Origin of the sequence: Grimontia sedimenti, assembly GCF_011045095.1 — a bacterium.
In the GTDB taxonomy this organism is placed as follows: Bacteria; Pseudomonadota; Gammaproteobacteria; order Enterobacterales; family Vibrionaceae; genus Enterovibrio; species Enterovibrio sedimenti.
Map to the genome: position 1 here is coordinate 28,488 of NZ_JAALDL010000008.1, position 24,226 is coordinate 52,713.

Here is a 24,226-nt window from a genome sequence, read left to right on the forward strand (position 1 = left end):
ATACTCCGTTATTCATCGTAGTGGCGATAGTAAAGGTGACCGACTTCCTCACTGATCAACTCAAGGACAGTGTCAAAGATTTCCTGATAAGAATCGGCAGACTGAATATTGTCTTCGCCAGCGCATATTTTTAGTCCGGGATTGGTTTCTAGGTCATAGTCAAAACCAATGACGAAAATTTTGGCTTCAACGTCTCGCCCGTTAATCGTTTTGGCTTCAAGATCTCTGATGATGTCGTTGCAAAGGCCTTGTTCATATAATCGAAGAGCAGCGTAGCCCGGATAGCGGTTATCGTTTGAGTTTTCATCGTTTGCTGAGTCAATACCATCAGAAAGCACGATAATTAACTTTCGAACATTCTCGCCTTCATTGACGATTTTCGCTGCATCGATCAAACCTTCATAAGATGCAGTACCATAATCTGGATAAAAACTGGAAATAGTTGAACGGAACTGTCTGAAGTTGTCGGTTAAATCGAGCGTGTAAAAATAAGAGTCGTCGCCACTATATCTGCCGTTAATGCGAGTATAGCGATTGTTCAAAGGATCCGATGCGGTAGCCGAATAGTTAATATTGGGAATGTTTCGCCACCATTCCCACGTCAAACTGGCTGAATTGTAGTTATAATCGACGTTGCTGTAATAGCGGCTACCATTGTTTGGATACATGTTGTAACCAATGAATGCTGCACGGTTTTTAAGCTTGGAACCATTGAGCTCTTGCTCGGTTTTTTCATTGAAAGTTTCCAGCTTTTGGGTGATGTCTGAAATGACGTCAATAACACCCCGATACTTCAACTTCCCATTCCATGATTCCTGCATTGACCCCGAAAAATCGGCAACAAAAGCAACATCAATGGTATATCCCTGATATTTTCGAGCTACGGCCTTACCGCCCATTTCCTGAACTTCTTCGTAACCCAAGTTGTAGTCGTCTTGTGGGTACCAAGAATCGAAATCAGCATTAATGACAACTTTGTATTCGGTAAATACCAAGCCTTCTTCATCATAAATACCGGGCTTTCCGCAATCATTACCGTAAATTTCGTCACAACTTTTTCGGACGATAGCAATATCTGATTGCTCAATTTCGCCATCTGGAACAAAAACGTTCGTTACTTTTTGAGCAAGCTCTTTGTTTTCGCTCTCGACTGTAGATGCATTCGCGGCAACGGCCAATGAAGCCATTTCAACTGCGTCGCCAAGTCTTGCGTGTGTTTGCAAATAGCGCGTTGATTCAACAGCAACAACAAAAATGCTGAAGAACAAAGGATACATAATCACAAAAATAATGGTGGCTATGCCTTGTTGTTTTTTGGGTGAACGAAAATTCATCTTCTTTCCCTAGCGACCAAATGACATTGAGATTGAGCGGACTCGTTCGAAGTTTTCACCAACGATGTCGCCATACCAGTTCTTCGAGCGATAGCAAATAGTGACTTGGTAAAGCGTAAGTTTGTTGTCGAACTGGGTGATAGGAGCCATATCTATCATGTTGGATAGAACGGTGTCTGGCTGACATGCATATTGACCGAGGCTAAAGCGGTGAACATTAACAACGGGACTGATTGGCTGCTTATTGTCATCGAATTGTTGTTGTTCGATATAAAGGCCTAATCGCGATGCTTCGAAATCGCCAATAGTATCTTTGAGAGACCTTGATACCAGGTCCAAGCCTTTTGTTGCTTCGGCATAGGTGATCGTCTCATCGCCGTCAAAGAGTTCAGTGCGCTCTTTGATAAGGCTGACGAGCGAATAGGAAAGCCTATCCAGTTTTCCTTTGATGGATTGCTTGACGACTACATCCATAGTGAAAACCAAAACGAGGCTAAAACCAATCAATACCAAGACAAGTTCTATGGTGAATACGCCGCGTTGTTTATTGGCTAAATTGGTCACGTTCAAACTCCTGAATGCCAAATACTTCACGGGCTAAAGTAATATTCTGTAAGCCGCCTACCCAATTGAAAACTGACGAGTAGTCATAGCTCACTCTATAGAGCGCAATGGGGTTGTCCTCTCGCTCTTCACTTCCTTGACTGTTAGGGGAAGTGGCGTCGTTATAAGACTCGTAATAACGTACCGATATATTGAATTTATTGCGGTCTAGAAATCGAGCCCAAGTGCTATCGTTGTCATTGATCGTGCGCATGAATACATCGGTGTAGTCACTGTTTGCGGATGTTCTGGCATTGCGTGATGACTCAGCAATGGCATAGTCGACGGCGGATGAAATGAATCCCATGATGCACAACTCCACCCAAAATATCAGAACATAAAATAGGGCCATGAATCCAAGAACGAATTCGATGGCAACAACTCCACGTTGTTTGTTCATCTTATTTTTATTTTGCATTTCCGTATCTCTAAGCCTTCCATCGAATGAAAAGTTTGTTTCCTTTAACTTGAACCTCAGGCTTGCCCTGTTTTTCGTCCCTCATTTCAAGCACGATACGTACAAAGTTTTCATGTTCCCCCAGAACCAATTTTTTAGCGGGACCTTCTTTGTAATAGAGACGCCGCTTGGTGGTGAAATCTTTTGCGCCCTCAATGTCAAACACCCACTTTTTGCGTTTCTCCAAATACTCGGTATTGATTTTTCCCAGTGGAAAATCAGATGTTGCTATGTATTCTTCACCTTCAGTGGTTGATTTATATTCGACATGAGTCACCAAGCGACGCGATTTAGCGAGCTGACGTTTTTTCTTGGTTTCAGCTAGCCGTTTCGCTTGTTTTTCTTCTTCAATCGCTCGCTGAGCGCTCTTGGCTTTTGCTTGCTCCATTTTTATTCGGAGTTTTGCTAGTTGGTCATTTGAGCCCGTCGCTGTATTTGGTCCTGGTTGGGCTGAGCTTGTTACAATGTTCGGCTGAACCTTTGGCTTACTTTCCACGTTGCCCTTTGTCACAACATCTGGTTGTTTTGTCTTTACTGGTTCATGCAGCTTGTCTTGTTTAGCCAATGGCACTGAAGCGGATTTCTCAACATATGTGAGCTTATTTGTGTTGAGAGTTGTGGCCCGAAGTCCCGTAAACTTCTCGGCGAGATAGGTATCATTTTCGCTGTTTGCCAGTAATTGACTGAATGCGCGTGTTTTGCCAGCTTTAGCATAAGCGAGAAGGAGGTTGGCTTTGGCCTTATCATCGGCTCTACCTGCCTGAACAAGTGGGGCGAGAATATCAATAGCTTCGTCGTAGTCACCTTTCAAAAGCGCCATCATCGCTAAATTGTTTTTTACTGCGGCATCGTTGTAGTGATTTTTCCTTGCGGTTTCAAAGGCCGTGGTGGCATCGGCAAATTTTCCTTGCTCAGCCAGAATCAACCCTCTGAGGTTGTGTGCTTCACCTAAACCTTTTTCCTTTCGAATTGCGGTATTCGCATGTTGTTCAGCTAACGTCAATTTGCCTTGGTCGAGAAAAACGTTTGCACGAAGAAGGGCGAGTTCTGCGCTATCCAGCTCCCTGGGAGATATTTGGGATAGTTGGAACATGGCAGCTTCTGCATCTCCCAACTTGTAATGTGCTGATGCGAGCTTGAATCTCGTGGTGGCAGATGGTTCTTCTTGCAGCTGCCTTTCGTAGCGTTTTACAAGAGCAGCATAGTTTCCTGAGTTAATGAGGATGTCTTCACCGTTATCTTTCACGTACTGAGATGGTGAAGAAGAGGTACAACCTATTAATAGGGTTGCTGCAAAAAATAAGCGAAGATTTTCATTAACCTAACATCCTCATAACTCCTGGTGCGGTAATCAAAATCACGATTGGCATCATGATGAAAATGATCAAAGGAACAGACATTTTTGAAGCTAGCTTGCCGGCTTTTTCCTCCAGAGAGAGCAATTGAATTTCACGTATGTCTCTCGCCAACGTTGAAAGAACACCGTAAATTGAGGTTCCGTGCTGCATGCTTTGAGAAAGTGTCATCACGAAGCTGCGCATTTCAGGAGCAGGGATCCGCTCATGCAGTTCTCTCAAAGCTTTTTCAAGACCGACAGTTTGAGACCTATCTCTCAGGCGTTTGAGCATATAGGCCATATCTCTATCAAATGCAGCCATTTCAGATGTGAGATAAAACAAGGTTGTTTCGATAGTCATGCCTGTTTGTACACAAACGCCCATTAGATCGAGAAGGTAGGGTAGTTTTCGGGTTAGTTTGGATGCTAAAGCTCGGCGACGCATGTCCAGATAAATATCAGGAGCGATAACAACTGCTACGACGAGTAGACTCAACCACATCACCTTTGAAGTGACTGATTCACTGAGAGGTGTGTCGCCCGAAAACAAAATAATCAGGGTGCCTACAGCACAGACCGTGTACTTGATAAGGAAGTAGTAAGGCGCGAGGGAGGTATTGTAAAAACCCGCACCGATAAACTTCTCTTCAATTTCTCGGTTTGTACCTGCAAGAAAGCTAGCTGTAAAACTGGCTATCTCAGACATCGCCGATTTTTGGGTAGATGCGGTCGGAGCGTCGAGTGTCTGGCGTATGCGGTAGCGGCGAAAAAACGAAACATAAATCCCGGTAAGAATCACTGCCGCACCAACGGATATCAGCAAGGTGTAGAAAACTATCTGTACACCAGTCATTACTTAACGCTCCGCATCAGGCCAGTAATGATTGCCATACCAATTGCTTCACTAATAAGGGTGTAGTAAAGCAGTGGGCGACCGTTTTCATTGTTCATCACGAAGTCATAGTTTTCAGGACTAAGTACACGCATGATGAAGAAAATGAAAATGAATGGTATGGCACACACAATGTATGCAGACATTCGCGCCTCTGCGGTCATCGCCCTCTTTTTCATTTCTATTGAACGGGCATCAAACAGAACTCGGTTCAATCGAGTGATAACTTCCCGAAGCTGGCCGCCTCGGTTAACGTTGACGCGCATTGCGATGACAAAGAATTGAAATGATGGTGTGGGAAACCGCAAACAAGCCTTCCTGAACGCAGCATCTGTCGACTCTCCCATATTCAGACGTTCTCCCATGCGCTTGAATTCTTTACCGACGATACTGTCGAGATTTCCACCGACAAAAACGATGGCATGAAGCAAACTTTCACCAGCGGAGACTGAGCTTGCAATCATGTTTAGCGCATCAGGGAAGCTATCCTCAAACGCATTCTGAGCTCGGGTATTTAGGTATGAAAGACCTAAAATGGCAGATAGAGGCACTGTGATTACGAGACTAGTAATCATGGATAAATGGAATAAGGTACCCAACACGTAAACCCCAAGCATTGAGGTGACGGCGAAGAACGCGATGATTTTCAGAAGTGCAAACCGTCCTATATCGGCCAACACATTCTCGAACGCGCGTTTTACTCTTTGCGGATAGGTAGTTTGCGTCAGCGCATCCATGTCTACCGCACGGTTTTCTAGAAATTGGGTTTCCGGAAGCGGGTTATTGTCTTTTAGCAATGTTTCCCGACGGGATTTAAGACGCGTTTGTTTGTGGAGCAAGTAGAGTCCAAACGCTAGGAATAAGCAGTAAATCGCGTTTGCAATCATGAAGATCTCCCGCTGAAGATACTGTTTAGTTCTTTATCTAAACCGAAATAACGGGCCTTTTCATAAAGCACCGAACGTTGAAGCAAGCCAGAAGTGATAAAGTCGCCACGCACTTTTCCGTTTTCTCCAATACCACGGTGCTCAAAGCGGAAAATTTCCTCCATGACTACGTTGTTACCCTCCATACCAACGACTTCACTAATGCTAAGCACCTTACGGCTACCATCATGAAGGCGACTGATTTGGATAATGACATCGATAGCACTGACTATGGTTCGCCTAATCGCTTCCAAGGGGAGAGAGGAGGTTGCCATCATGACCATGCTCTCGATACGGGATATAGCATCTCTAGGGTTATTGGCATGAAGTGTTGTCATTGAACCATCATGGCCAGTGTTCATAGCTTGGAGCATTTCAAATGCTTCTGAACCACGACACTCACCAATAATGATTCTGTCTGGACGCATACGCAGTGCGTTAATAACTAACTGGCGCTGATTGACTTCACCGGTACCTTCTATACCTGCTGTACGTGTTTCAAGGCGGACGACGTGGGGTTGTTGCAATCTCAGTTCTGCCGCATCCTCAATAGTGACGACTCGCTCTTTCTCCGAAATATAGTGAGATAAAGCATTCATCATGGTTGTTTTACCGGAGCCCGTACCTCCTGATATCACAATGTTTGCGCGGCATCGCGAAGCAATGACCATCAATTTGGCTAATTCAGGAGTCATGGCTCCAAATTCAACTAAATCCGCAAACATGATGCTTTGCTTTTTAAACTTACGGATTGAAACGGAAGCACCATCAATCGCAATTGGAGGGAGCACGATATTTACCCGGCTGCCATCCTCCAAGCGTGCATCACACATCGGCACCGACTCATCCACCCGACGACCCACGCGTGCCGCAATTCGCTTTGCAACATTAATCAGTTGTTGGTTATCGATGAATGTGATTGGAGATTTTTCCACCAAACCATTTCGTTCGATGAAGACATCAGACGGACCATTGATCATGATGTCAGAGATTGTGTCGTCTTCGATTAACGGTTGAATGGGACCTAAACCTCGAAGCTCATCGTACATCATTCGTACGAAGTCACTTCTCAACGCATTGTTAATAGGTACGTTGTCTTGATCGGCCAATAGGTTAATGGCCTCAATTAACTGCCGCTGCAGATCTTCACGTTTCAGTGAGGCAATGGCTTCCGCATCGATGGCATCAAAGATTCTCTCGCGAAGCGAACGATATAAGTCTCTTGTTCCCTGCATATGCGGTTACTTGCCTCCAAGACGAGGAAGAGAGAAAAGAGGTTTTCGCTTGGGTGCCAAATCTTCACCAATAATAAGTGAGCACAAACGGCGAACTTCCCCACCAAACTTGGACTTGGTGCTTCCTGGATTCGTGCCGCTGACCAAAAACTCCTCAAGTTTGGTCTCGTACGGCAATACAATATCAACAGGCCGGTTTAGGTATTTTTCTACTTCAGCCTGCGTCACACTGGCAAATCTTGGTGCTCTATGCTGGTTTAGAACCAATAGAGTTCGAAAATTCTTCGGTCTCTCAGCTTCTTGAGTCTGCTTGGCAAGCTTATTCAACATGGCGGAAGTTTCGCGCAAACACGAAATGGTTGGTTCCATCACAATGACGGCAACGTCGAGCATTTGATGGATGGTATGTGGCTGCACATCGAAACTTACGGATGAAGAGAGGTCATCCAATATAAAGTTGGTTTCTGATGTCAAATAAGAGACGACGAGACTGTTCGTTTCGAAGAGGTCTGCTGAGCTCTCATTGTTTAGTCCTAAAGCCAGGTAATCCAATCGGTTGGAGATGCGAGTGACGAGACTTTTGGCAGAGGTGTGGTCCAACTCTGTACCGACTTCGTTGTCTGTTAATCGTCTCTTGTCGCGATTTTTTAAACCAAGGAGAAGATCGAGATTACCTGAAAGATAGTTGTGGTCTACCACCATGCAGGAAGTTTGTTTGTCGTTCGTTAGTACCCAACTGAGCTCAGCGGTAAGCAATGACGCACCAACACCACCTCTCGTTCCAACAATACCCACACGCTTTGCTCGACGACGGTTTTTTAGAGAGGATGTTTCTATGTGTCTGGAGACGACAGACTGTACAAACTCTGCCAAATCGACTTTGTCTACTGGCCAAAGCAGGTAGTAGAAACCAAGAGACTTGAGTTCTCTAACAACGGAAATAGAGTCGACATCACCTATGATGATAATTGAAAGTGATGTTGGTAGACGCGCCGATAACTGACGACATTCTTTTAATGTGTCGGGACAACCAATCAGGTCAATGACGGCTAATTGCGCTTTATTTTCTTCAACCTGAACAGCGACATCTTTGAACTTGTAAGGTTGGGCAATTGGAGGCTCATGACCATCGAAGCGAAAAGTTTCCTCAATCAAAATACGAACTTGATCTGTACGATAAAATTGTATTGCGCCCAAACTGTTTTTTGATGATGAAGTAGCTGTGGAGTCTTTCTGATCTTTCTTTAATAGATCGCCGAAATCTAACATGGACGACCCCTTTACATTGGACTTTTTGGCAGTACGCCAGAAATTTGAGACTTACCTGCGATCTTACGCTCTGGATACACCATCGATTCCCAACGTAGAGATTCGACAGTACAACCGTGATTGCGGAGATTATTCCCGGATATAACTGTGTAATCACACGACGGTGCTTGAACTTGGTGAACCTCGGTAGAGATTGTGATGCTGTTTTCCTCTGTTTTCGCTGAGTTTTGTAAGGACACTTTTTCAGGCGATACACCTTGTCGAATTAGCCAGCGATAACTTTTTTGCGCCAATTTTTGCCCTTGTTTTCCGTTCCAAGAAATCTTGGCGCCATAAACCAGTAGCGCTTTGCGATTAAGGATCAGATACGCATCAACCTCATCACGAGCTCGCATCATGCCGTTCTTCTGCACTGAAACACTGTATTGATAATTCACTGGTGTTACTGATAAGTGGCTTCCATCAACCGCGGGTGAATTCGCGGAACATGCAGTGAGAGCTAAGGCAGTTAAGCTTGCTATCAATGACAATCTTAATGAGATCATTTTTTGAATCCTCCGGTTGATAATATTTCCTCTTGCCACTGAGCGACTTCCGGTGAAGCCTCGAGGTTGACGCCAAAAAACCTGGACAGGCTTGAGGTTCGTTGCATGGAGGGGATACGCACGTTGCCGGAAGATATTGGTTCTACGAGCGAAACAGTAGCGACAATGACCAGTTCAGTTTTCCTTCGCTCTGTAGTGGTGTTTCGGAAAAGTGCGCCAAGGATGGGTACGTCGCCAATAAATGGGATTTTGGATAAGGCTTCTTCATCTTCGGTGCTTAATAGCCCTGCTAAGACAAAACTATCGCCGTCACCTAATTCCAAAGTTGTGCGTGCACGTCGCACTTTGAACGAGGGGATATCAAGTAGTTCATCACCAAATTGAGCATCAACTGAGCTGACTTGAGGAACAATCGAGAGCTTGATTTTGTCGTCCCGTAGCACTTCTGCAGCCAGATCTAAACCGATGCCGAATTCTTTATATTGAATGCGGTATCCATCATCCACGCGGTATGTAATAGGAATCTCTCCCCCGACAAGGAAGCTTGCAGTTTCTCCTGAAATTACTGAAATATTGGGTTCAGAAAGTACCTGTCCAACGGTGTCATCGTTGATAGCGGAAATATAGGCTGCGACATTGGTGGCGCTCCCTCCTAGGCCTGAAATTCCTCTAAAGAACTGTCCGTTTCCTGCAAAACCATCACTTAAAATGGTTCCCCATTTGATACCTAGTTCGTTGACAAGAGAACTGTTAACTTCAGCAATGGTCAGTTTGACGTTGACTTGTTTAGAAACGCTTACTTCCAGGTTATTGACTAAACCTTCATAGGTACGACGCGCCATAAAGTCGATGTCATAGCTTTCATTATCAGAAGTTTTCCACTCAAGACGTTTCTCAGTGAAATCCTTTTTGAGCAACTCACCAACCATTGCGTAAATGTCGTTTTTTTCTTTTTGCGTCGGAACAAATCCAGATAAGACAACCTGGTCACCCAAGTTTTGGACGGAGATATTGATATTCGGATAGTGCAGATTGAGGATCTGCTCTACTTTTGTGAGGCTTTTATTTACAACAATTTTTCGACTTGAAAGCGTATTGCTGTTTTCACCAAAAACAATTAATGAGGTCTGTCCAATTTTTCTTCCAAACACCACCAGTTTGTGATTGTCGATCACCTGGTAGTCTGCGGTTTCTGGGTCAGCGATGAATACAGTTCCAATAACTTGGTCAAATTGAAGCGATCTTGCGTCGCCCACACCAAGGTTCATAATACCTGCAGCTTTTACTGTGGCTGCTAACAGTGCGCTGGTAAGCAGGATTGAACAAGTAATGAATCGATTCTGAAGGCGTAGCATATCCCTGCTCTCTAATTAAAGGCCCTTTGTTGACCGCGAATTTCTGTGACTGATTTGAAGTTGGGTAGTACGTCGTGCGTATCAGCACTTAAACTGTTTGAAGGCTTTAAAAAGTTGTCTGTTGACTTGATGACTTCTAAGATTCCGATGCGACGTGCGATAACCATTTTGGCTACTTGTTCGCGATCTAATTCGATGGTCAAAGGCAACAGCCCCTCATCATCATCTTCATCGATGGCTAACACGCGCACATTTTGTAGAAGTGGAGATACTGACAGTGTTCGAAAAGAGTCGATAAACTTACTCTTGGAGGATTCACCAATATTCTGGTCATCAGATGTCAAAATGATGATATCTACATTGTCACCGACTGATATCCCGGATCCTATAAACTTCTTTTTCTCGATGGTGAGTGAATATGGCGCCATGCCATCTTCGATTACTGCATCAACATAACCGGGATCTTCTGGAGTAATGAAGTCACTTTGGGACAAATACTCCTGCGCGGAAATACTGCGTTTTGCGACCATTCCAGAAATGATAGAGATATTGGTGTCGTAGGAGATCCCTTGCTCTAATGCGGTTTCCTCATTGATACGGAAGTAACGAAAATTACCACTTTTCAACATCTCTCCTTTAACAGTGGCTCTTTGAGTTGAGCAACTTGATAGGAGATGTGAGAAATACCTGAAGCTGTCGATGGTCTGCTCTGGAAAACGCCGCTAAGACCTAGCACACCAATGCTGATCGATAACGTGGCTATAATGAAAAAAAGACGTTGGCTCATGGTTTAACTCAATTTGCTTAAATAAATCCAGAACAAGCAGGAAACTACGATAGGAACTCCATAAGGCACACCTCGCACACTGCTTTTTCGATATCTGTTGATGAGGAAAATGATGATGGCGGTGAAAAAACCCAAAATGCCTATCATCACAACACTCAACAAAAAATATTTACTATCAATAATGAGCGCATAAGACGAAAACAGTTTCGTATCGCCAGCTGCTAGAATACCCAGCAGAAATAGAACCAGCCCTACACCTAATATCAAAACACTCTGGCTAAGTTGTAGTGAGTAATCCTCACTAAAAACGGCTAAAGATAAGCAGATAAAGCAGACAATTAAGTTCAATTTATTGCTTATGCGCCTATGCGAGATATCCGATAGTAGTACAACGATAGAGCTGGTTATCAGAAGCATCTCCAGAATGAACATTCGGGATGCTAAACCACTTCAACCATTAGTTAGTTGCGCCAGCGGTTCCGATGTTAGTCGTGATAGTTGACAATGCTGTGGTCAGAGCGGTGTTCAATTCACCATTGTCAGCGAACACTGCAACTACCAAAGCAGAAATCGCAACACCGATTACAGCATACTCAATCGAAGTTACACCGCGTTCATCACGTGCAAAACGCTCTACGATCTTTGAAAGAAACATGAGAAAACTCCATTTATATAGTTTGAGAGTGTTTAACTTTGGCAAAGTTTTTAAGAACTCAGTAATTAAAAAATAATCTTAAATGCCAAAGTTGAACCATAAGATATATCTGATATTCAAATTAATCTACCTGACTTACCAGACCTATTTATTTCAATGATGAACCAGAAAGTCACATATGAGACAGTGTGGGGTGGTTGTAAATCTGTTGAGTAACTAATTTGTTGAATATAAATGAGCGGATAACTTGATGGTGGTCACGAATATATATATGAAATTGGTTTTCTTGTCTAATGCTTAAATCAGATGAGATTCGTCATTATTTTTTACTTTGTTTGAATTGGGTCACGGAATTTTTTTGTCAGAGAAATGTTAAATATTCCTTACCTATTGCAATTGGTTCATTGACTATATAAACAGAATTACATATATTTGCAGACTATTTTATGCAGTGTGACTTTTTATATAGACACTTGTTTTTTTCAACTAAATTGTAACAAATGTAAATAACGCATAAATTCTGAGCAAAATAAGATGGGTGACGAGGGGGAGTAAAATTGATGTTGATCAATTTTTGAGCGGGAATGTAAATGACCGGATTCCCGCTATAGACAAATATAATGTGACCTGTTTAAGAGAGATATTTCTTATCCCTGAATTTGGTAAGAAAATTTGGCTTTATTTTCTGTGAACACGTTAACCAAATACATGCCACACAGCATGCTAGCAACAAACAGCGCTATCATGCTTGAACCAGATCCTATCACTGTCACTGCTGGTCCGGGACAAATACCTGCAAGCCCCCAACCGATACCGAAGATGAGTGAGCCAGCCACCAGTTTTTTGTCGATATGTTGGCTTAGATTGACCGAAAAAGAATCTGCCAGCGCTGGTTTAGGCTGTTTCTTCACTAAAAGGAAGTAGCCTGGAAGGAATACGAGCAAAGCGCCGCCCATGACAAACGCCAAGCTGGGATCCCATTCTCCGAACACATCCAGAAAGCCGATGACTTTGTCAGGGTTGACCATACCAGACACCATCATCCCCAATCCGAAAAGAAAACCTGACATCAGGGCAACCAATTTAAAAAGCATGATGATATTCCTTAAAGGTGAAAACGGATGAAAACGGTCGTAAAAGCCGCCGCCATGAAAACAAGCGTTGCGACAATAGAACGCTTTGAAAGTCGGCCCATGCCGCAAATGCCATGGCCGCTGGTGCAGCCATTGGCGAGTTTAGTACCAACCCCGACGAGAAGGCCGACACACATAGTGAGGAGGGGAGAGGTGTCAGCTGATATGGCTGAAAAGTTGGGGTAGGGGAAACCGATGAAAGACGCCGTCAGTCCGGCTACCACCATGCCGCCTACAAACAGCAATCGCCAGGACACATCCGCTTTTCGAGGCTTCAGTAAGCCTCCGATGATGCCGCTGATACCAGCGACCCGACCATTCAGTGCCAATAAAACTAAACCAGAAACACCCAAAAGCATGCCACCTAGCAGTGCGTCCCATGGTATTTGAAATGCCATAAATACTCCCGAACTCTCAATGCATCAGCCGCAAATGCGGCGACTCCCAATACCTAAAGTTTTATTGAAACCTTAATATAAGTCAACGCTAAATTAGATTATTGTGTATCAGTATAAACTAATGTAAAGTATTCAACAAAGTGAGTAAATGGTGCGATGCGCATTTATTGGCCTAGTTTCTAAGAACCTGTCGTATCGCGAACAAACCCTAACAGGAGTTACGTATGCCTAAGATCCTTATTATCGGTGGCGTTGCAGGTGGTGCCTCGGCCGCTGCACGAGCACGACGCTTAAGTGAAGACGCTGAAATCATCATGTTTGAGCGTGGCCAGTTCGTCTCTTTTGCCAACTGTGGTTTGCCCTATCATATTGGCGGTGACATCAAAGATCGCAGCAAACTCCTGCTTCAAACCCCCGAAAGCTTCCTGGCACGATTTAACGTAGACGTGCGTGTCATGAATGAAGTCGTTGCCATAAACCGTGAAGCAAAGTCAGTCACTGTTCGAAACTTAGTGGATGGCTCAGAGTATCAGGAGAGCTATGACTTTTTGTTGTTAAGTCCGGGTGCCAGCCCTATCGTTCCACCGACCACGGGTATCGACAATCCTCTTACGTTTTCACTTCGCAACATTCCTGACATGGATCGCATCATCAATGCTATCCAGAGCAATAAGCCTTCACATGCCACTGTGGTGGGTGGCGGATTTATCGGTCTCGAAATGATGGAAGCTTTCCATCAGTTAGGGATTCAAACCGCTTTGATCGAAATGGCGGATCAAGTCATGACGCCAGTCGATAAAGAAATGGCAGGTTTTGTTCATCAGGAGATCAGAGGGAAAGGTATCGACCTTAGATTGAGCACAGCATTAGAGGCTGTGAATCAGCATGACAAAGGACTGACCCTTTCATTCAACAACGGGGAATCACTGGAAACGGGCTTACTGATCATGGCGATTGGTGTAAGACCTGAAACCACGTTGGCGAGAGCGGCAGGCCTGAAAATCGGCGAGTTAGGTGGTATTTGGGTGAATGACGAGATGCAGACAAGCGACCCTTTTATCTATGCGGTCGGCGATGCGGTTGAAGAAAAAGATTTCGTCACTGGCAAACAAACCATTGTGCCTTTGGCTGGGCCAGCTAACCGACAAGGGCGCATGGCGGCAGACAACATGCTGGGTGCGAATGAAACGTATCAAGGGACACAGGGAACTGCGATTTGTAAAGTGTTTGATCTGGCGGTTGCGTCAACGGGCAAAAATGAAAAGCAGTTGGAGCGTGAAGGCATTAGCTACGAGAAGGTCTATGTCCACACTGCGAGTCATGCCAGTTATTATCCCGGTGCGGAAGTGGTGTCTCTGAAACTCATGTTTGCGCCAGAGACTGGTAAAATTCTCGGTGGTCAGGCTGTGGGTAAAGATGGTGTCGATAAACGAATCGATATTCTTGCTGTCGCGCAACGGGCAGGCATGACGGTTGAACAATTGCAGCACGTGGAACTGACTTATGCGCCACCTTACGGCAGCGCCAAAGACGTGATTAATCAGGCTGCATTTGTGGCAACTAACGTCATGAAAGGCGACATAAAAGCCATGCATTACCACGAGATTGAAACGCTTGGCGATGACCAAGTGTTGCTGGATGTTCGAAATCCGGGTGAGCTCGAAGCAGTTGGTCGTTTTCCAAATGCTATCAACATTCCTGTCGATCAGCTCCGTCAACGCTTGGATGAATTGCCGAAAGACAAAGAGATCGTGGTGGCCTGTCAGGTTGGTTTGCGCGGCAATGTTGCTTATCGCCAGTTGGTGAACAATGGCTTTAAAGCCAAGAACCTGATAGGTGGCTATCGCACCTGGAAAACCGCCTTCTGCTAAATGAATCCGCTAATCATTTCATTGTAGGCCAGCCTATCGCTGGCCTTTTTCCCCGTTGTCCTAAATCCTGACACCTTTGTCAGCAAATTTTGCTCATGATTACTTTAGGTTCGCGCTCAGGGTGGTTCATGAAAAGTGACAGCTTTTTAGTGTTATGCGTCATATCGATGCTGCTTGCCCCCGCACTTTTGGGCACTTTTGCGAACGCCGCGACACCTTCGCCGTCAAATGCGCGGGTCTTCTTTATCACTCCACAAGATGGTGAGGTGGTCCCGCAGACCTTTACGGTCAAATTCGGGTTGGAAGGTATGCGGTTGGCGAAAGCCGGTGAGAAAGTGGCTAACTCAGGGCATCATCATCTTTTGATCAACATTGACTCGCTGGTGGATTTTTCGCTGCCTTTACCAGCAACAAATAACATCCTGCATTTTGGTGGTGGGCAAACTGAGACGCAATTGACGCTACCGAAGGGAAAGCACTCGCTGCAATTACTTTTCGGAGACTACCTTCATATTCCTCATGTTAAACCTATTATTTCCCACAAAATCACCATTATCGTCAGATAAAAAAGCGCAGACTCCGGTGGTGGAATAGGAGCCTGCGCAAGGGTGCAGTGGATAGAGAGATTGGGTTCGGTTTACTGGCCGCGGCCGCACACCATCACAACCAAAGTGCGGAAGATGATGTAACAGTCCATTCTCAACCAACTCATTGGTGAAGACAGTGACAGTGCGTAAGAGTGGTCAAAGCCGACTTTTGAACGTACATCTTCAATGCAGGTGTCATAGCCTTGGTTAACCTGAGCAAGACCGGTGATGCCTGGCGTCACACCGTAAGTGCGGTCGGCAAAGTAAGGAATAGCAGTTTCCAATTTTTGGTAGAAACCTGGGCGTTCTGGACGAGGGCCAATCAGTGCCATATCACCGGCCAGCACATTCAGAAACTGTGGCAGTTCATCCAGACGGGTTTTGCGCAGGAAACGGCCTACGCGGGTCACGCGAGGGTCTTCTTTGGCTGCCCAAGCCGCGCCGCCAGCTTCTGCGTCAGTGCGCATGGTGCGGAACTTGATCATGTTAAAAATCAGGCTGCGGTCTGGCAGTGAACGACCAATGCGCATCTGGCTGAAAAACACTGGGCCTGGGCTGTCGAGTTTGATAGCAAGCGCAATCAAAGGAAACAGCGGCAGTGTGAGTGCCAGTCCGATAAGAGAGCAGAAAATGTCCATCGAGCGCTTTGCTTTTGCAGTGATGGGGTTGATGTCCATTTGCGCGTTGAGATTCATGTTCAGGTTCATGATGATCGTCCTCTTCCTAAATTCATTTGCCAGACGTGACACGCTGCCAACGTCCTTTTTCTAATCCAATGATGTAGCGCAGAGTACCAATCAGGTTTGCCGTGTGGCCGGCAACCAGGTAGTTCAGCGCCTTACTAATTCTGTTTTTTGGCTGACAGCCGATCAGCTGACATATCGCCACAATGCTGTAAATACTGAGTTGTCCTGCCGCTGCAACCATGAAGAAGGGATTGGTCTGGGCAAGGTAGATGCTGCCTGCCAACGCAGTCAGCATCAGAAACGGCATCAGCACGCGTAACGCTTTACCAGATGCAAAGGTGAATGCGACACCGCGGTGGCTGGGGTGCAAACATTCTGCGAGGCGGATAAGCTGCTGACAATTACCCGCACCAATGCGCAGACGGCGGCGGAAATCCTGTGCGTGGTTGGAGGCTTCCAGCTCCACAGCCTGAATATCTTCCAGCACCACTGCGCGGTAACCTTGCGCCACGATGGACATTGGCAGGATGAAATCATCATTGATTGTGTCCAGCGCCAACGGCTTGAATAATTCACGGCGGATAAAGTACAGCGCACCATGAGCACCCAATGCCGAGCCGAGTTGTGCTTCGTTGCGTTGGATTTTGTTTTGATAGTGCCAATATTGCTGTTCTTCTTCGCAAGGGTTCAGGAAACAGTAACGACTGTTCACTACGCCAACTTCTTTGCACTGAAAGCGTTTGGCCGCCAGACGCAATGCGTCGTAAGAAATCAGGGCTGAAATATCGCTCATCGCTACCAGATCGGTATGAATGGTCGCCATGGCTTTGTTGAGCACAGTCACCTTGCCGTGATTGTCGATGTACTCAAGCACGCGAAGGTTCAGGTGCTGGCAAAGCGGCTCTCTAATAGTGTTGCGGGCAACTTCTGCTGTGTTATCGGTGCAGCCGTCACATGCCAGAACGATTTCCAGTTTTTCTGCGGGATAGTCCAGCATGGCCAGATTTCGGATTTTCTCTGCGATCCATTGTGCCTCGTTGTATGCAGGCAGCAGCACGCAGATGGTTGGCAGTGCTTTTTCATCCGCCGTGGTTGCTGGCTCTGAGGCTGCGTTAGTGGTAAATCGCACCAACAGTTTAAGCAGCAGCGGGTAGCCAATATGGTGATAAATCACCAGCAAGATACTCGCCGTAGTGAGCCAAAAAATCAGTTCATACGCCATAGCTAAGACCCTCCGCCAAAGAATCGTAGGCTTTTGCCATGTTTCGGACATCGGCATGGCACATCACGAAATCTCGTGGGTTTTGAGTGCGGTTCTCATACAGGAATGGCAGGATTTTCTCCGCCATGTCTGCAGAATCCCCCGCTTTCAACAGTAAACCTGTTTTCGGACATAACGTTTCGACAGCACCACCCACATCGGTAACTGCAGTCGGAATGCCGCAAGATTGTGCTTCAAGGGGGGCCAGTGGAAAGCCTTCGTTGAACGAGGGTAAGCAGAAAAGATCCAGTGATTGGTAGAAGGTTGGCATGCTCTCGACATGGCCAAGGAAATGAACGCGATGGTCAATCGCCAAACGTTCAGCCTGATCTTTCAGCGCGCTTTCCAGTGAGCCGGAGCCCGCAATGGCCAGATGATAGTGAGCAGGCAAATCGGCCATCGCTTCAATAAGCACGCCGTGGCCTTTCACTTCTTCGAGACGGCCACTGGCACCAATCAGCTTGACACCAGAAGGCAGATTCAATGCCTTGCGTGCTTTGAATTTGTCACCCGGAATGAATCGGGAAGTATCGATACCGTTCTTGATGACCTTCAACTGGTGAATGCCGGGTAAATCCATCATGCCCTGCGCCACGATGTCGGCATCTGCGACTTCGACAGGTTTGGCAATCAAGGAAACGATACGGTGCAGGAGGCGATGGCTTTTTTCACTGTAGTGCCAAGCGTCGTGCTCGGTGTGCATGTGAGCCATGCCATTAAGGCGAGATGCCAAACCACCGTAAAAGAAGGGACCGATATGGTGGGTATGAACCACATCTGCTTTCAACTCACGGAGAACTCGTTTCAACTGCTTTACCAGGTCCAAAGACAGGCCTGGTTGCTTGTTGAGGAAAATGAGCTGGTCTTTATGCGCCTCGAGACGAGGCCACGCTGCAATCGCAGTTTCCAGATCACCTTCCAGACTCACAATCTTCATGTTGTTGCGGAACGTGGAGAAGTTCATCAGCTCGAGCGCCATGACTTCGAGTCCACCGGGTCTGAGATGTTGTACTACCTGCACTATGGTCTTCATGGTTTTCCCCAATTCGATTCAATCTTTAGGAACCTTGTTGATGAAGACCTTAGTGCATAGGGTGTGCCAATTCGTGTGAGGTATTTAACTCAATGAAATAGTGAAGAATTGTAAAATGGGATTTGGCCGGAGAGTTGAATTTCTCATTCTGAGAATCGCCATGACAGTCATCGGGCGAGTCCCATGATTTTTTCACGCCAGTTTTCCATCGTGCGGGAATTTACCTTTTCCATCTGCTCCCAACGGTCTGGGATGTCATTTTTTATCGTCGCCAGAAGCTGACGTGCATTGGGATCGCTTTGGGCTTGTTGCTCCAGCCATAACAACCAGCGGTAATCAACAATGCCGTTCATCATATCATACAGATCGTTGTGGATATCAGGCTCTTCCGGACAAGGATTGACGGAAGGGTAGAGCATCTGCACATCAAACTCCCGCCCATCGGTGGGGTCGAAAGGGTCTGCGGTGGGCATACGTCCGTGCCATTTCAAGAAGCCATCTGCGCCGGTTCGCCACAGATAGTAGCCGGACGCTGCGCGAGCGTTAGAGAGGTTATAGAGCCATACTTCGCGGTCGTCTTTCTGCGTCTCTTTGACCTGATCCGCATCAATGCCAAAACCATCGTTCACCAAGACCAAGTCGAACATGGGAAGGTAGGTTTTATCATGATCACTGTTCAGGTGCCCAGCGAGCTTGGCGTCCGGGGCGAGCATGCTAAAGCTTCGGTGCATTTCCTTAAACAGATCAACATTGCCGGGATTGCTTGGTTCATCAGCAATCGACCAATAGGGTGTTGGCTGCAAGCGCTGTTTATAACGGGCTTCGATGTCTGCCACAACATTGGCAGCATTGCCTGTGCCTATAGACTGGCTCAGCCGTTTAGCCGGGGCGTAAGCCATCACGGAGCTAAAGCCCAGCACATTCAGGTTATCGGAAAGGTTATCGAATTCCTTTTGTGTTTCCTGATTGTGGGGTGTGGAATAAGGCGGAGAGATACCGGTTAGCCCGATTTTTCTCAGGAACTTCAAATCGCAGATCATTGCCATGTCGCCAATGGGTGCCAGATCTTTGAACCAACCAAACTGCACCTGTTTTTCAAGGTAAATCCCGACGGGTTTGGTCAACGGCGGTAAGGCAACATCCAGAACAGAAACGGTGAACGGTGCTTTAAGGACTTTGCCCTGCATCATCACCTGTACTTCGCCGCGATAGTCACCGGGCGGCTGGTTGTCTGGTACATCAACTCTCACCATTAGCCGCCTTGGCAGCGCAACGCCTTGGTTTTCTGGCATCAACCCATGCCGGAGGTAATCATCGTTGGGTGCCAGTAAGGTTGATGAAAGGTGGGTGCGGGTCAGTTGCCATTGGCTCCAGTGCCAACTGGCCGACAAAGTTTGCTGTTCTTGGCTGGGTTGTCTCAGCAACACCATGGGAGCGCCGGGCAGGTTACCTTGTTCAAACGCCATGGTAAATAACACGGGTGTACCGGGAGCAGCACTGATTGTTTCTTTTTGAACCTGTAACCTCGGCTGTCCAGTTGGCCACTTTTTCCATGCCGCTACCGGCCAGTTTCTGTCCCACCAGAGTTTGCGTTGGCGGGTCAGCATATCCAAAATCAGCGGGTTATCCGCAGGTGTTGCCAGCACACCGCTGACAAACTGTGCATCTGGGCTGTCGCCTTTGAGGGTGATCTTCACCGGATTGCCGTTACTGCTGGCACTGAAAGTGACGCGGTCACTTTTCCTTGCGCCAAAATGATCCCAACTGCTGCTTTCCGGTGAGACGGTCACGTCGCGAAGACCGAGGTAGACATTTTCAATCCAATCCTTTGGAGAAAGACGTTGTCGGTAAACGGTTTTTCCATCCACTTGAATTTGGCGTTCCAGTGGGTGGGGGAGAAATTCCCATTCCCCTGCGTCGCGAAGCCAAAGGGTGATTTGCCATTCACCGGCAGGTAGTGGCAGTGTGAGGTTATCAATGCCACGGATGCCATCAAACGTTAGGGCGTCGGCAGCCTGCATGCGGGTACTTCTGTCCAGCGCATGAACTGAACGTCCGGTGACCAGCGGCGAACCGGGTGACAAAGGCTGAAACCCAGGCCAAATCGCGCTTCCTTCAGGGCCCAAATCCCACGCAAAGATATTTTTGCCAAGCGGTTTGGGGGTCACTGCCTTGATGCTGGTCAGCGCGAAACCGCGTTCTGCACGTCCGGTAAAAACGATGATTTGCTCAAGACTTTGCAGATCTAATCGTCTGCCTGCCGGGGTGCGCAAGCTGGCAAAAGGGACTTCCAGATTAAATTCACCGGGTGGGATGACCCGCTCGATGTTGGCGCGATCGGCATAACCCGGGTTTTTGGTGTCGTCGGCACGGATGACGGCGATGGCGTCGGTTTTCGAAAGGTTATTACCCGAAATCACCAGCATGCTCGTTTCCGAGATGTCTTGCAGCTCCGTGCTGTCGAGACGGAGATTAGCCATTACCAACGAAGGATAAAGTAACAGCAAGGTGAGAATCCATGATTTCATCTTTGTCACTCCATTATTTGGCTTCGATAACATTGCCGTCTTTGGGTGAAGGCAGCGCAGGGTGTTCCTGCTTCACGAAAGGAATGCGCGTGAGTACCGGCGCACCTGTGATGGTTTCCAGTGTATGTATACGGCGAATGGTGGTGTCCGTCAGTTCCATGATGACGGCAAGCCCACAGCCAAGGAATACGCCGCCCACCATGCCAGCGATGGCAAACACAATGATGGGGAGATTGCTTGGTGTGCTCGGTGAGTAGGGGCGGTCGATAATTTTGATCCGTTTATCTTGTTCGAACACACCGAGAGAGCTGGTTAAACGTGCTTTTTCCTGGCGTTCCAGCAACTCTTCAAACAACATACGTTTCACCTGCAGGTCACGCTCGAGCTTGCGGATTTGCTGCTCTTTCTCGCCGGACATATTGGTCTTTTCTTCCAGCTGGGTGATCATTTTCCGCAAGCTGGCTGTTTCTTCTTCCAGCGTTTCGACTTTGCTTCTTGCAGCCTGAAGGCTTTCTAGCTGGGAGATAAGCAGGGGTTGGGATTCACTGTCACCATTCATACGTGCGCTGCTGGCGATATCCCAGAGCTGCGCGGTATCAATGGTCTCGCGGGTTGATTCAACCAGTTGGGCGCGTTGTTCTTCGAGGCGGCGCAGGTTCCTGAGCGCCGCCTGAACCAGACTGTGTTGGTCGGTGTAGCGAGCTTTCAGCAATGCCAGTTCACTGCGAATTTTCACAATCTGATCTTCAATACTACCTATGACTGGGTTGGTGCTGGAAAGCTGTTGGTCAAGGCCACCGAGGCTCTTCTGTGCACCGGCCATTTCGGCTTCCTTTTCGGAAAGGCGCTGCTTGAGCTGTTCGATACGGGCATAGTTTGCGACTTGGAGTTCCGGCAGACCATCAGCATGCTTGCTGCGAAAATCAGCCAACGCCGCTTCTGCATGATCCAGTTCTTCGCGACGTTTATTGATGTGTTCTGAAAGGAAGAAGCTGGAGTCTTTCATGGAGGAACGTTCCGGTGCTAAGAGTTCTTCCACCACATAATCGCTTACGGTTTCCAGCGTTTCTTTCATACCTTCTGGGTCGTTAGAGCGGTAATCAATTCTGATCACGTCTTTACCAATGGTGACCATATTCAGCCCATTGGAAAGCTGGGCGATAACCTGATCGAGCTTCTGGGGAGAATCGTCTTCCTTTACGTAGCCACGTTCTACGGCAACCTTCCCTAAAATATGTCGGCTGTGCAGCAAGGTTTGTAGTCCGCTAAAACGCTCTTTCATCTGAGCGGATATCGCCAGATCTTCCAGAAAGGGATTCATCTTAGAGGTTTCCTGGATCAGCATGCTGGTGTGCGAAATATACTGCTTTGGGCTCAGCAGGCCGATGGCAATCCCCATCAAAGGAAAAATGAGTATCGGCATCATAACCACATAGCGACGACGCCAAGCGCCATCGAGCAGGATCAGGAATTTGTAGGTCAAGGAGTTCATAGCGCATCCAACCAGTCAGCTAATTTTTCAGCTCGCGCATCCCAGGTATGAGGGCTGACCGCCGCTTGCTGGTGTGAATTGTTTTGCTTCTGCCCCGCACGTTCCAGTGCTGAGATCATTTCGTCCACATTATTAACGATAGACACATATCCACGATATTCACTGACAGCAGGAAAAGGTGTGCTGATAACCGGACGCCCCGTGGCGAGATATTCGCGTAACTTCAGAGGGTTACATGCCTGAATCTGGCCGTTGTCGGTAAAAGGCAGCAAGCTGGCTGACCAATGTTGACTGTAACCAGGCAATTCGTGGTGAGGGCGCGGGCCCATCAGGGTGACGTTATCGTGCTTTGCCAAGGTTTTGGCTTCGTCGCAGGCATGTCCGATGAAGATAAAATGCCAGTCTGGCAGGGCCTCAATGGTGCTGTGCAGCATGGGGTAATCCAGCCATTCAGACAGGGAGCCGTAGAAACCAGCGATGGGCTTACCATCATTAGGCAAGTCTTTTGCGCGGGGGGCCGGCTTAGAAAACAGTGAGTAGTCGACACCGTGTGGCAGCAGACGTGTGCGCATGGCAGGGAAGCGTGTGTAGAGGGTTTCACTGGCAGCAAGGATGAGATCTGCTTTGTTCACCAATTCATTTTCGCGTTCTGCCACGGTGTCGTGGTCGACACCCGCCAGCTTGGAAAAATCGTCACCGCAATAATAAACCACCGACGATGCGCCCAGTTTGTCTGAAATATCCACTGCGGTTGGCAGAGAAGTCCAGAGGATTGGGTTGTGCAAGTTGGCTTTTTCAATGATGGGAAGCAGCTGGTTCATCAGCATACTGGATGCGATGGTTCTGCCGAAACGGGTTCGGGGTGCAGGCAGCGTTGATGGATTCACTAAGGTGAAGTTTGCAGGCAAGCTCGCCTCACTTTTCTCTGCAGTTGGGACCGATTTTGCGGTGAGCTTTCTCCACGCCCGACGCACATCGTTCATGGTGAGTGTTGGTCGGCGAAGGCCGATGGAGTTGACCCAAACCACTTTGCGCTGTTCCGAAAGACGACGGATAAGGTGCTGGGTACTTGAAGGCAATCCGCCCCAGTCTTCACCGAAAACAATCAAATCGCGGCTCATCGTTTCATCTCCTCATCCGTGAGTGGACGAATCACTTTTGCTGGCACACCGCCAGCGACAACAAAGGGGGGCAGATCGTGGGTGACCACGCTGCCAGCGGCGACAATCGTGCCGCGGCCGATGGTGACGCCAGCCATCACAGAGACACCGGTCGCCAGCCAAACATCCTGTTCCAAAATGACATCGCCGACTTGGCTGTCGAGTTCAGACATGCCTGCGGCGCGGTCTTCAGCATTGACAGGGTGCCCGGGATAGCCAGCGATAAAAGCACGGCCGGCGATGCGAACGTTGTCACCCAACACCACTTTGGAGCCAACAGCGATGGTGGTTTGCCAGCCGATATCGATATTGCTGCCAATGATCAACTCAGGCTGGATGTTACCGCTGGTGCGACCCGAGAAGGTGGATTGCCCTGATACGCGGCAGTTGTCACCCATGGAGATAGCAACTGGACCGCTGACGAAGGGCATACCGCCGTAGAGGTACAAACCACGCCCGACATGCTGCAGGCGACCCTTGAATACCGGTGTCCACCACAGAGCGCGAGTCAGGTTGCCCCACAGGGCCTGAATCACAACCGTGATTTTGTAGAGTGGTACAACAATGAGTTTTGGTGCTGGCATGCTCATCTGGAGCATGCCTTTCAGCATTTTGAACAGGCCGCGAGCGACGGGGCTCGGGCTGTGCTTTAACCAATGTCGGGTAGCTTGCATGTTCATGAT

At 47.4% G+C, this 24,226-nt stretch carries 24 protein-coding genes; 2 read left to right on the forward strand and 22 right to left on the reverse strand.

Annotated elements, in window-relative coordinates; all coding sequences use genetic code 11:
• Positions 1-8: 8 nt before the first annotated feature.
• The 15 genes from G5S52_RS11810 to G5S52_RS11880 form a co-directional block, all read right to left on the reverse strand.
• Entirely contained in the window at positions 9-1,334 is a 1,326-nt protein-coding gene (locus tag G5S52_RS11810; RefSeq protein ID WP_165013754.1) for a TadE/TadG family type IV pilus assembly protein, read from the reverse strand.
• 9 nt (positions 1,335-1,343) lie between these two features.
• Positions 1,344-1,898 (reverse strand): tight adherence pilus pseudopilin TadF, encoded by a 555-nt coding sequence (gene tadF, locus G5S52_RS11815; RefSeq protein ID WP_165013756.1) that lies wholly within the window; start codon positions 1,896-1,898, stop codon positions 1,344-1,346.
• Entirely contained in the window at positions 1,879-2,244 is a 366-nt protein-coding gene (locus tag G5S52_RS11820) for a pilus assembly protein (RefSeq protein ID WP_235956207.1), read from the reverse strand. Before G5S52_RS11820 ends, tadF begins: the two co-directional genes overlap by 20 nt.
• 121 nt (positions 2,245-2,365) lie before the next feature.
• Complete coding sequence (locus G5S52_RS11825; protein ID WP_368737469.1) at positions 2,366-3,640, reverse strand: tetratricopeptide repeat protein; 1,275 nt, start codon at positions 3,638-3,640, stop codon at positions 2,366-2,368.
• Positions 3,641-3,710: 70 nt separating this feature from the next.
• On the reverse strand, positions 3,711-4,583 hold the full coding sequence (locus G5S52_RS11830) for a type II secretion system F family protein (RefSeq protein WP_002539827.1): 873 nt from the start codon (positions 4,581-4,583) through the stop codon (positions 3,711-3,713).
• Positions 4,583-5,509, reverse strand: a complete 927-nt coding sequence (locus tag G5S52_RS11835) for a type II secretion system F family protein (protein ID WP_165013760.1) — start codon at positions 5,507-5,509, stop codon at positions 4,583-4,585. The genes G5S52_RS11830 and G5S52_RS11835 overlap by 1 nt, the downstream gene beginning before the upstream one ends.
• Positions 5,506-6,783, reverse strand: a complete 1,278-nt coding sequence (locus G5S52_RS11840) for a TadA family conjugal transfer-associated ATPase (protein ID WP_002539829.1) — start codon at positions 6,781-6,783, stop codon at positions 5,506-5,508. Before G5S52_RS11840 ends, G5S52_RS11835 begins: the two co-directional genes overlap by 4 nt.
• Positions 6,784-6,789: 6 nt before the next feature.
• On the reverse strand, positions 6,790-8,052 hold the full coding sequence (locus G5S52_RS11845) for a CpaE/TadZ family protein (RefSeq protein WP_165013762.1): 1,263 nt from the start codon (positions 8,050-8,052) through the stop codon (positions 6,790-6,792).
• Positions 8,053-8,063: 11 nt separating this feature from the next.
• On the reverse strand, positions 8,064-8,597 hold the full coding sequence (locus tag G5S52_RS11850) for a hypothetical protein (RefSeq protein ID WP_165013764.1): 534 nt from the start codon (positions 8,595-8,597) through the stop codon (positions 8,064-8,066).
• On the reverse strand, positions 8,594-9,952 hold the full coding sequence (locus tag G5S52_RS11855; protein ID WP_165013766.1) for a type II and III secretion system protein family protein: 1,359 nt from the start codon (positions 9,950-9,952) through the stop codon (positions 8,594-8,596). Before G5S52_RS11855 ends, G5S52_RS11850 begins: the two co-directional genes overlap by 4 nt.
• A gap of 11 nt (positions 9,953-9,963) precedes the next feature.
• Positions 9,964-10,581 (reverse strand): RcpC/CpaB family pilus assembly protein, encoded by a 618-nt coding sequence (locus tag G5S52_RS11860; RefSeq protein WP_235956208.1) that lies wholly within the window; start codon positions 10,579-10,581, stop codon positions 9,964-9,966.
• Between the two features lie 161 nt (positions 10,582-10,742).
• A complete protein-coding gene (locus G5S52_RS24355; protein ID WP_368737470.1) occupies positions 10,743-11,171 on the reverse strand; it encodes a prepilin peptidase in 429 nt (142 codons plus the stop codon).
• 25 nt (positions 11,172-11,196) lie between these two features.
• The gene (locus G5S52_RS11870; protein WP_002539837.1) at positions 11,197-11,394 is read right to left on the reverse strand and encodes a Flp family type IVb pilin; all 198 of its coding nucleotides are present in this window, start codon (positions 11,392-11,394) and stop codon (positions 11,197-11,199) included.
• A 647-nt stretch (positions 11,395-12,041) separates the two neighbouring features.
• The gene (locus tag G5S52_RS11875) at positions 12,042-12,488 is read right to left on the reverse strand and encodes a YeeE/YedE family protein (protein ID WP_165013768.1); all 447 of its coding nucleotides are present in this window, start codon (positions 12,486-12,488) and stop codon (positions 12,042-12,044) included.
• 11 nt (positions 12,489-12,499) lie between these two features.
• Positions 12,500-12,925, reverse strand: coding sequence for a YeeE/YedE family protein (locus G5S52_RS11880; protein ID WP_165013770.1), 426 nt, complete (start codon positions 12,923-12,925; stop codon positions 12,500-12,502).
• A gap of 224 nt (positions 12,926-13,149) precedes the next feature.
• Between G5S52_RS11880 and G5S52_RS11885 the strand changes: the two genes are divergently transcribed.
• Positions 13,150-14,796: an FAD-dependent oxidoreductase gene (locus tag G5S52_RS11885; RefSeq protein ID WP_165013772.1), complete on the forward strand. Its 1,647-nt coding sequence runs from the start codon at positions 13,150-13,152 to the stop codon at positions 14,794-14,796.
• 128 nt (positions 14,797-14,924) lie between these two features.
• Complete coding sequence (locus tag G5S52_RS11890; protein WP_165013774.1) at positions 14,925-15,362, forward strand: DUF4399 domain-containing protein; 438 nt, start codon at positions 14,925-14,927, stop codon at positions 15,360-15,362.
• 71 nt (positions 15,363-15,433) lie between these two features.
• Here G5S52_RS11890 and G5S52_RS11895 read toward each other — a convergent pair whose 3' ends face one another.
• The 7 genes from G5S52_RS11895 to G5S52_RS11925 all read right to left on the reverse strand — a co-directional run bounded on the left by G5S52_RS11895 (position 15,434) and on the right by G5S52_RS11925 (position 24,223).
• Entirely contained in the window at positions 15,434-16,090 is a 657-nt protein-coding gene (locus G5S52_RS11895; RefSeq protein ID WP_082111403.1) for a sugar transferase, read from the reverse strand.
• A gap of 22 nt (positions 16,091-16,112) precedes the next feature.
• A complete protein-coding gene (locus G5S52_RS11900; protein ID WP_165013776.1) occupies positions 16,113-17,291 on the reverse strand; it encodes a glycosyltransferase family 2 protein in 1,179 nt (392 codons plus the stop codon).
• A complete protein-coding gene (locus G5S52_RS11905; protein WP_165013778.1) occupies positions 17,281-18,363 on the reverse strand; it encodes a glycosyltransferase in 1,083 nt (360 codons plus the stop codon). The genes G5S52_RS11900 and G5S52_RS11905 overlap by 11 nt, the downstream gene beginning before the upstream one ends.
• 167 nt (positions 18,364-18,530) lie before the next feature.
• Positions 18,531-20,891, reverse strand: a complete 2,361-nt coding sequence (locus G5S52_RS11910) for a hypothetical protein (RefSeq protein WP_165013779.1) — start codon at positions 20,889-20,891, stop codon at positions 18,531-18,533.
• 13 nt (positions 20,892-20,904) lie between these two features.
• Positions 20,905-22,383, reverse strand: a complete 1,479-nt coding sequence (locus tag G5S52_RS11915) for a GumC family protein (protein ID WP_165013780.1) — start codon at positions 22,381-22,383, stop codon at positions 20,905-20,907.
• Entirely contained in the window at positions 22,380-23,504 is a 1,125-nt protein-coding gene (locus tag G5S52_RS11920) for a glycosyltransferase (protein ID WP_165013782.1), read from the reverse strand. The genes G5S52_RS11915 and G5S52_RS11920 overlap by 4 nt, the downstream gene beginning before the upstream one ends.
• Positions 23,501-24,223 (reverse strand): acyltransferase, encoded by a 723-nt coding sequence (locus G5S52_RS11925; RefSeq protein ID WP_165013784.1) that lies wholly within the window; start codon positions 24,221-24,223, stop codon positions 23,501-23,503. The genes G5S52_RS11920 and G5S52_RS11925 overlap by 4 nt, the downstream gene beginning before the upstream one ends.
• Positions 24,224-24,226 lie beyond the last annotated feature (3 nt).

Coding starts and splice junctions, on each gene's coding strand:
- G5S52_RS11900 (WP_165013776.1), bottom strand. CDS start 17,291: ATGGCGTATGAACTGATTTTTTGGCTCACTACGGCGAGTATCTTGCTG.
- G5S52_RS11895 (WP_082111403.1), bottom strand. CDS start 16,090: ATGAACCTGAACATGAATCTCAACGCGCAAATGGACATCAACCCCATC.
- G5S52_RS11820 (WP_235956207.1), bottom strand. CDS start 2,244: ATGGGATTCATTTCATCCGCCGTCGACTATGCCATTGCTGAGTCATCA.
- G5S52_RS11880 (WP_165013770.1), bottom strand. CDS start 12,925: ATGGCATTTCAAATACCATGGGACGCACTGCTAGGTGGCATGCTTTTG.
- G5S52_RS11925 (WP_165013784.1), bottom strand. CDS start 24,223: ATGAACATGCAAGCTACCCGACATTGGTTAAAGCACAGCCCGAGCCCC.
- G5S52_RS11810 (WP_165013754.1), bottom strand. CDS start 1,334: ATGAATTTTCGTTCACCCAAAAAACAACAAGGCATAGCCACCATTATT.
- G5S52_RS11855 (WP_165013766.1), bottom strand. CDS start 9,952: ATGCTACGCCTTCAGAATCGATTCATTACTTGTTCAATCCTGCTTACC.
- G5S52_RS11835 (WP_165013760.1), bottom strand. CDS start 5,509: ATGATTGCAAACGCGATTTACTGCTTATTCCTAGCGTTTGGACTCTAC.
- G5S52_RS11860 (WP_235956208.1), bottom strand. CDS start 10,581: ATGTTGAAAAGTGGTAATTTTCGTTACTTCCGTATCAATGAGGAAACC.
- G5S52_RS11915 (WP_165013780.1), bottom strand. CDS start 22,383: ATGAACTCCTTGACCTACAAATTCCTGATCCTGCTCGATGGCGCTTGG.
- G5S52_RS11905 (WP_165013778.1), bottom strand. CDS start 18,363: ATGAAGACCATAGTGCAGGTAGTACAACATCTCAGACCCGGTGGACTC.
- G5S52_RS11885 (WP_165013772.1), top strand. CDS start 13,150: ATGCCTAAGATCCTTATTATCGGTGGCGTTGCAGGTGGTGCCTCGGCC.
- G5S52_RS24355 (WP_368737470.1), bottom strand. CDS start 11,171: ATGTTCATTCTGGAGATGCTTCTGATAACCAGCTCTATCGTTGTACTA.
- G5S52_RS11890 (WP_165013774.1), top strand. CDS start 14,925: ATGAAAAGTGACAGCTTTTTAGTGTTATGCGTCATATCGATGCTGCTT.
- G5S52_RS11920 (WP_165013782.1), bottom strand. CDS start 23,504: ATGAGCCGCGATTTGATTGTTTTCGGTGAAGACTGGGGCGGATTGCCT.
- G5S52_RS11875 (WP_165013768.1), bottom strand. CDS start 12,488: ATGCTTTTTAAATTGGTTGCCCTGATGTCAGGTTTTCTTTTCGGATTG.
- G5S52_RS11830 (WP_002539827.1), bottom strand. CDS start 4,583: ATGACTGGTGTACAGATAGTTTTCTACACCTTGCTGATATCCGTTGGT.
- G5S52_RS11850 (WP_165013764.1), bottom strand. CDS start 8,597: ATGATCTCATTAAGATTGTCATTGATAGCAAGCTTAACTGCCTTAGCT.
- G5S52_RS11870 (WP_002539837.1), bottom strand. CDS start 11,394: ATGTTTCTTTCAAAGATCGTAGAGCGTTTTGCACGTGATGAACGCGGT.
- G5S52_RS11845 (WP_165013762.1), bottom strand. CDS start 8,052: ATGTTAGATTTCGGCGATCTATTAAAGAAAGATCAGAAAGACTCCACA.
- G5S52_RS11910 (WP_165013779.1), bottom strand. CDS start 20,891: ATGAAATCATGGATTCTCACCTTGCTGTTACTTTATCCTTCGTTGGTA.
- G5S52_RS11840 (WP_002539829.1), bottom strand. CDS start 6,783: ATGCAGGGAACAAGAGACTTATATCGTTCGCTTCGCGAGAGAATCTTT.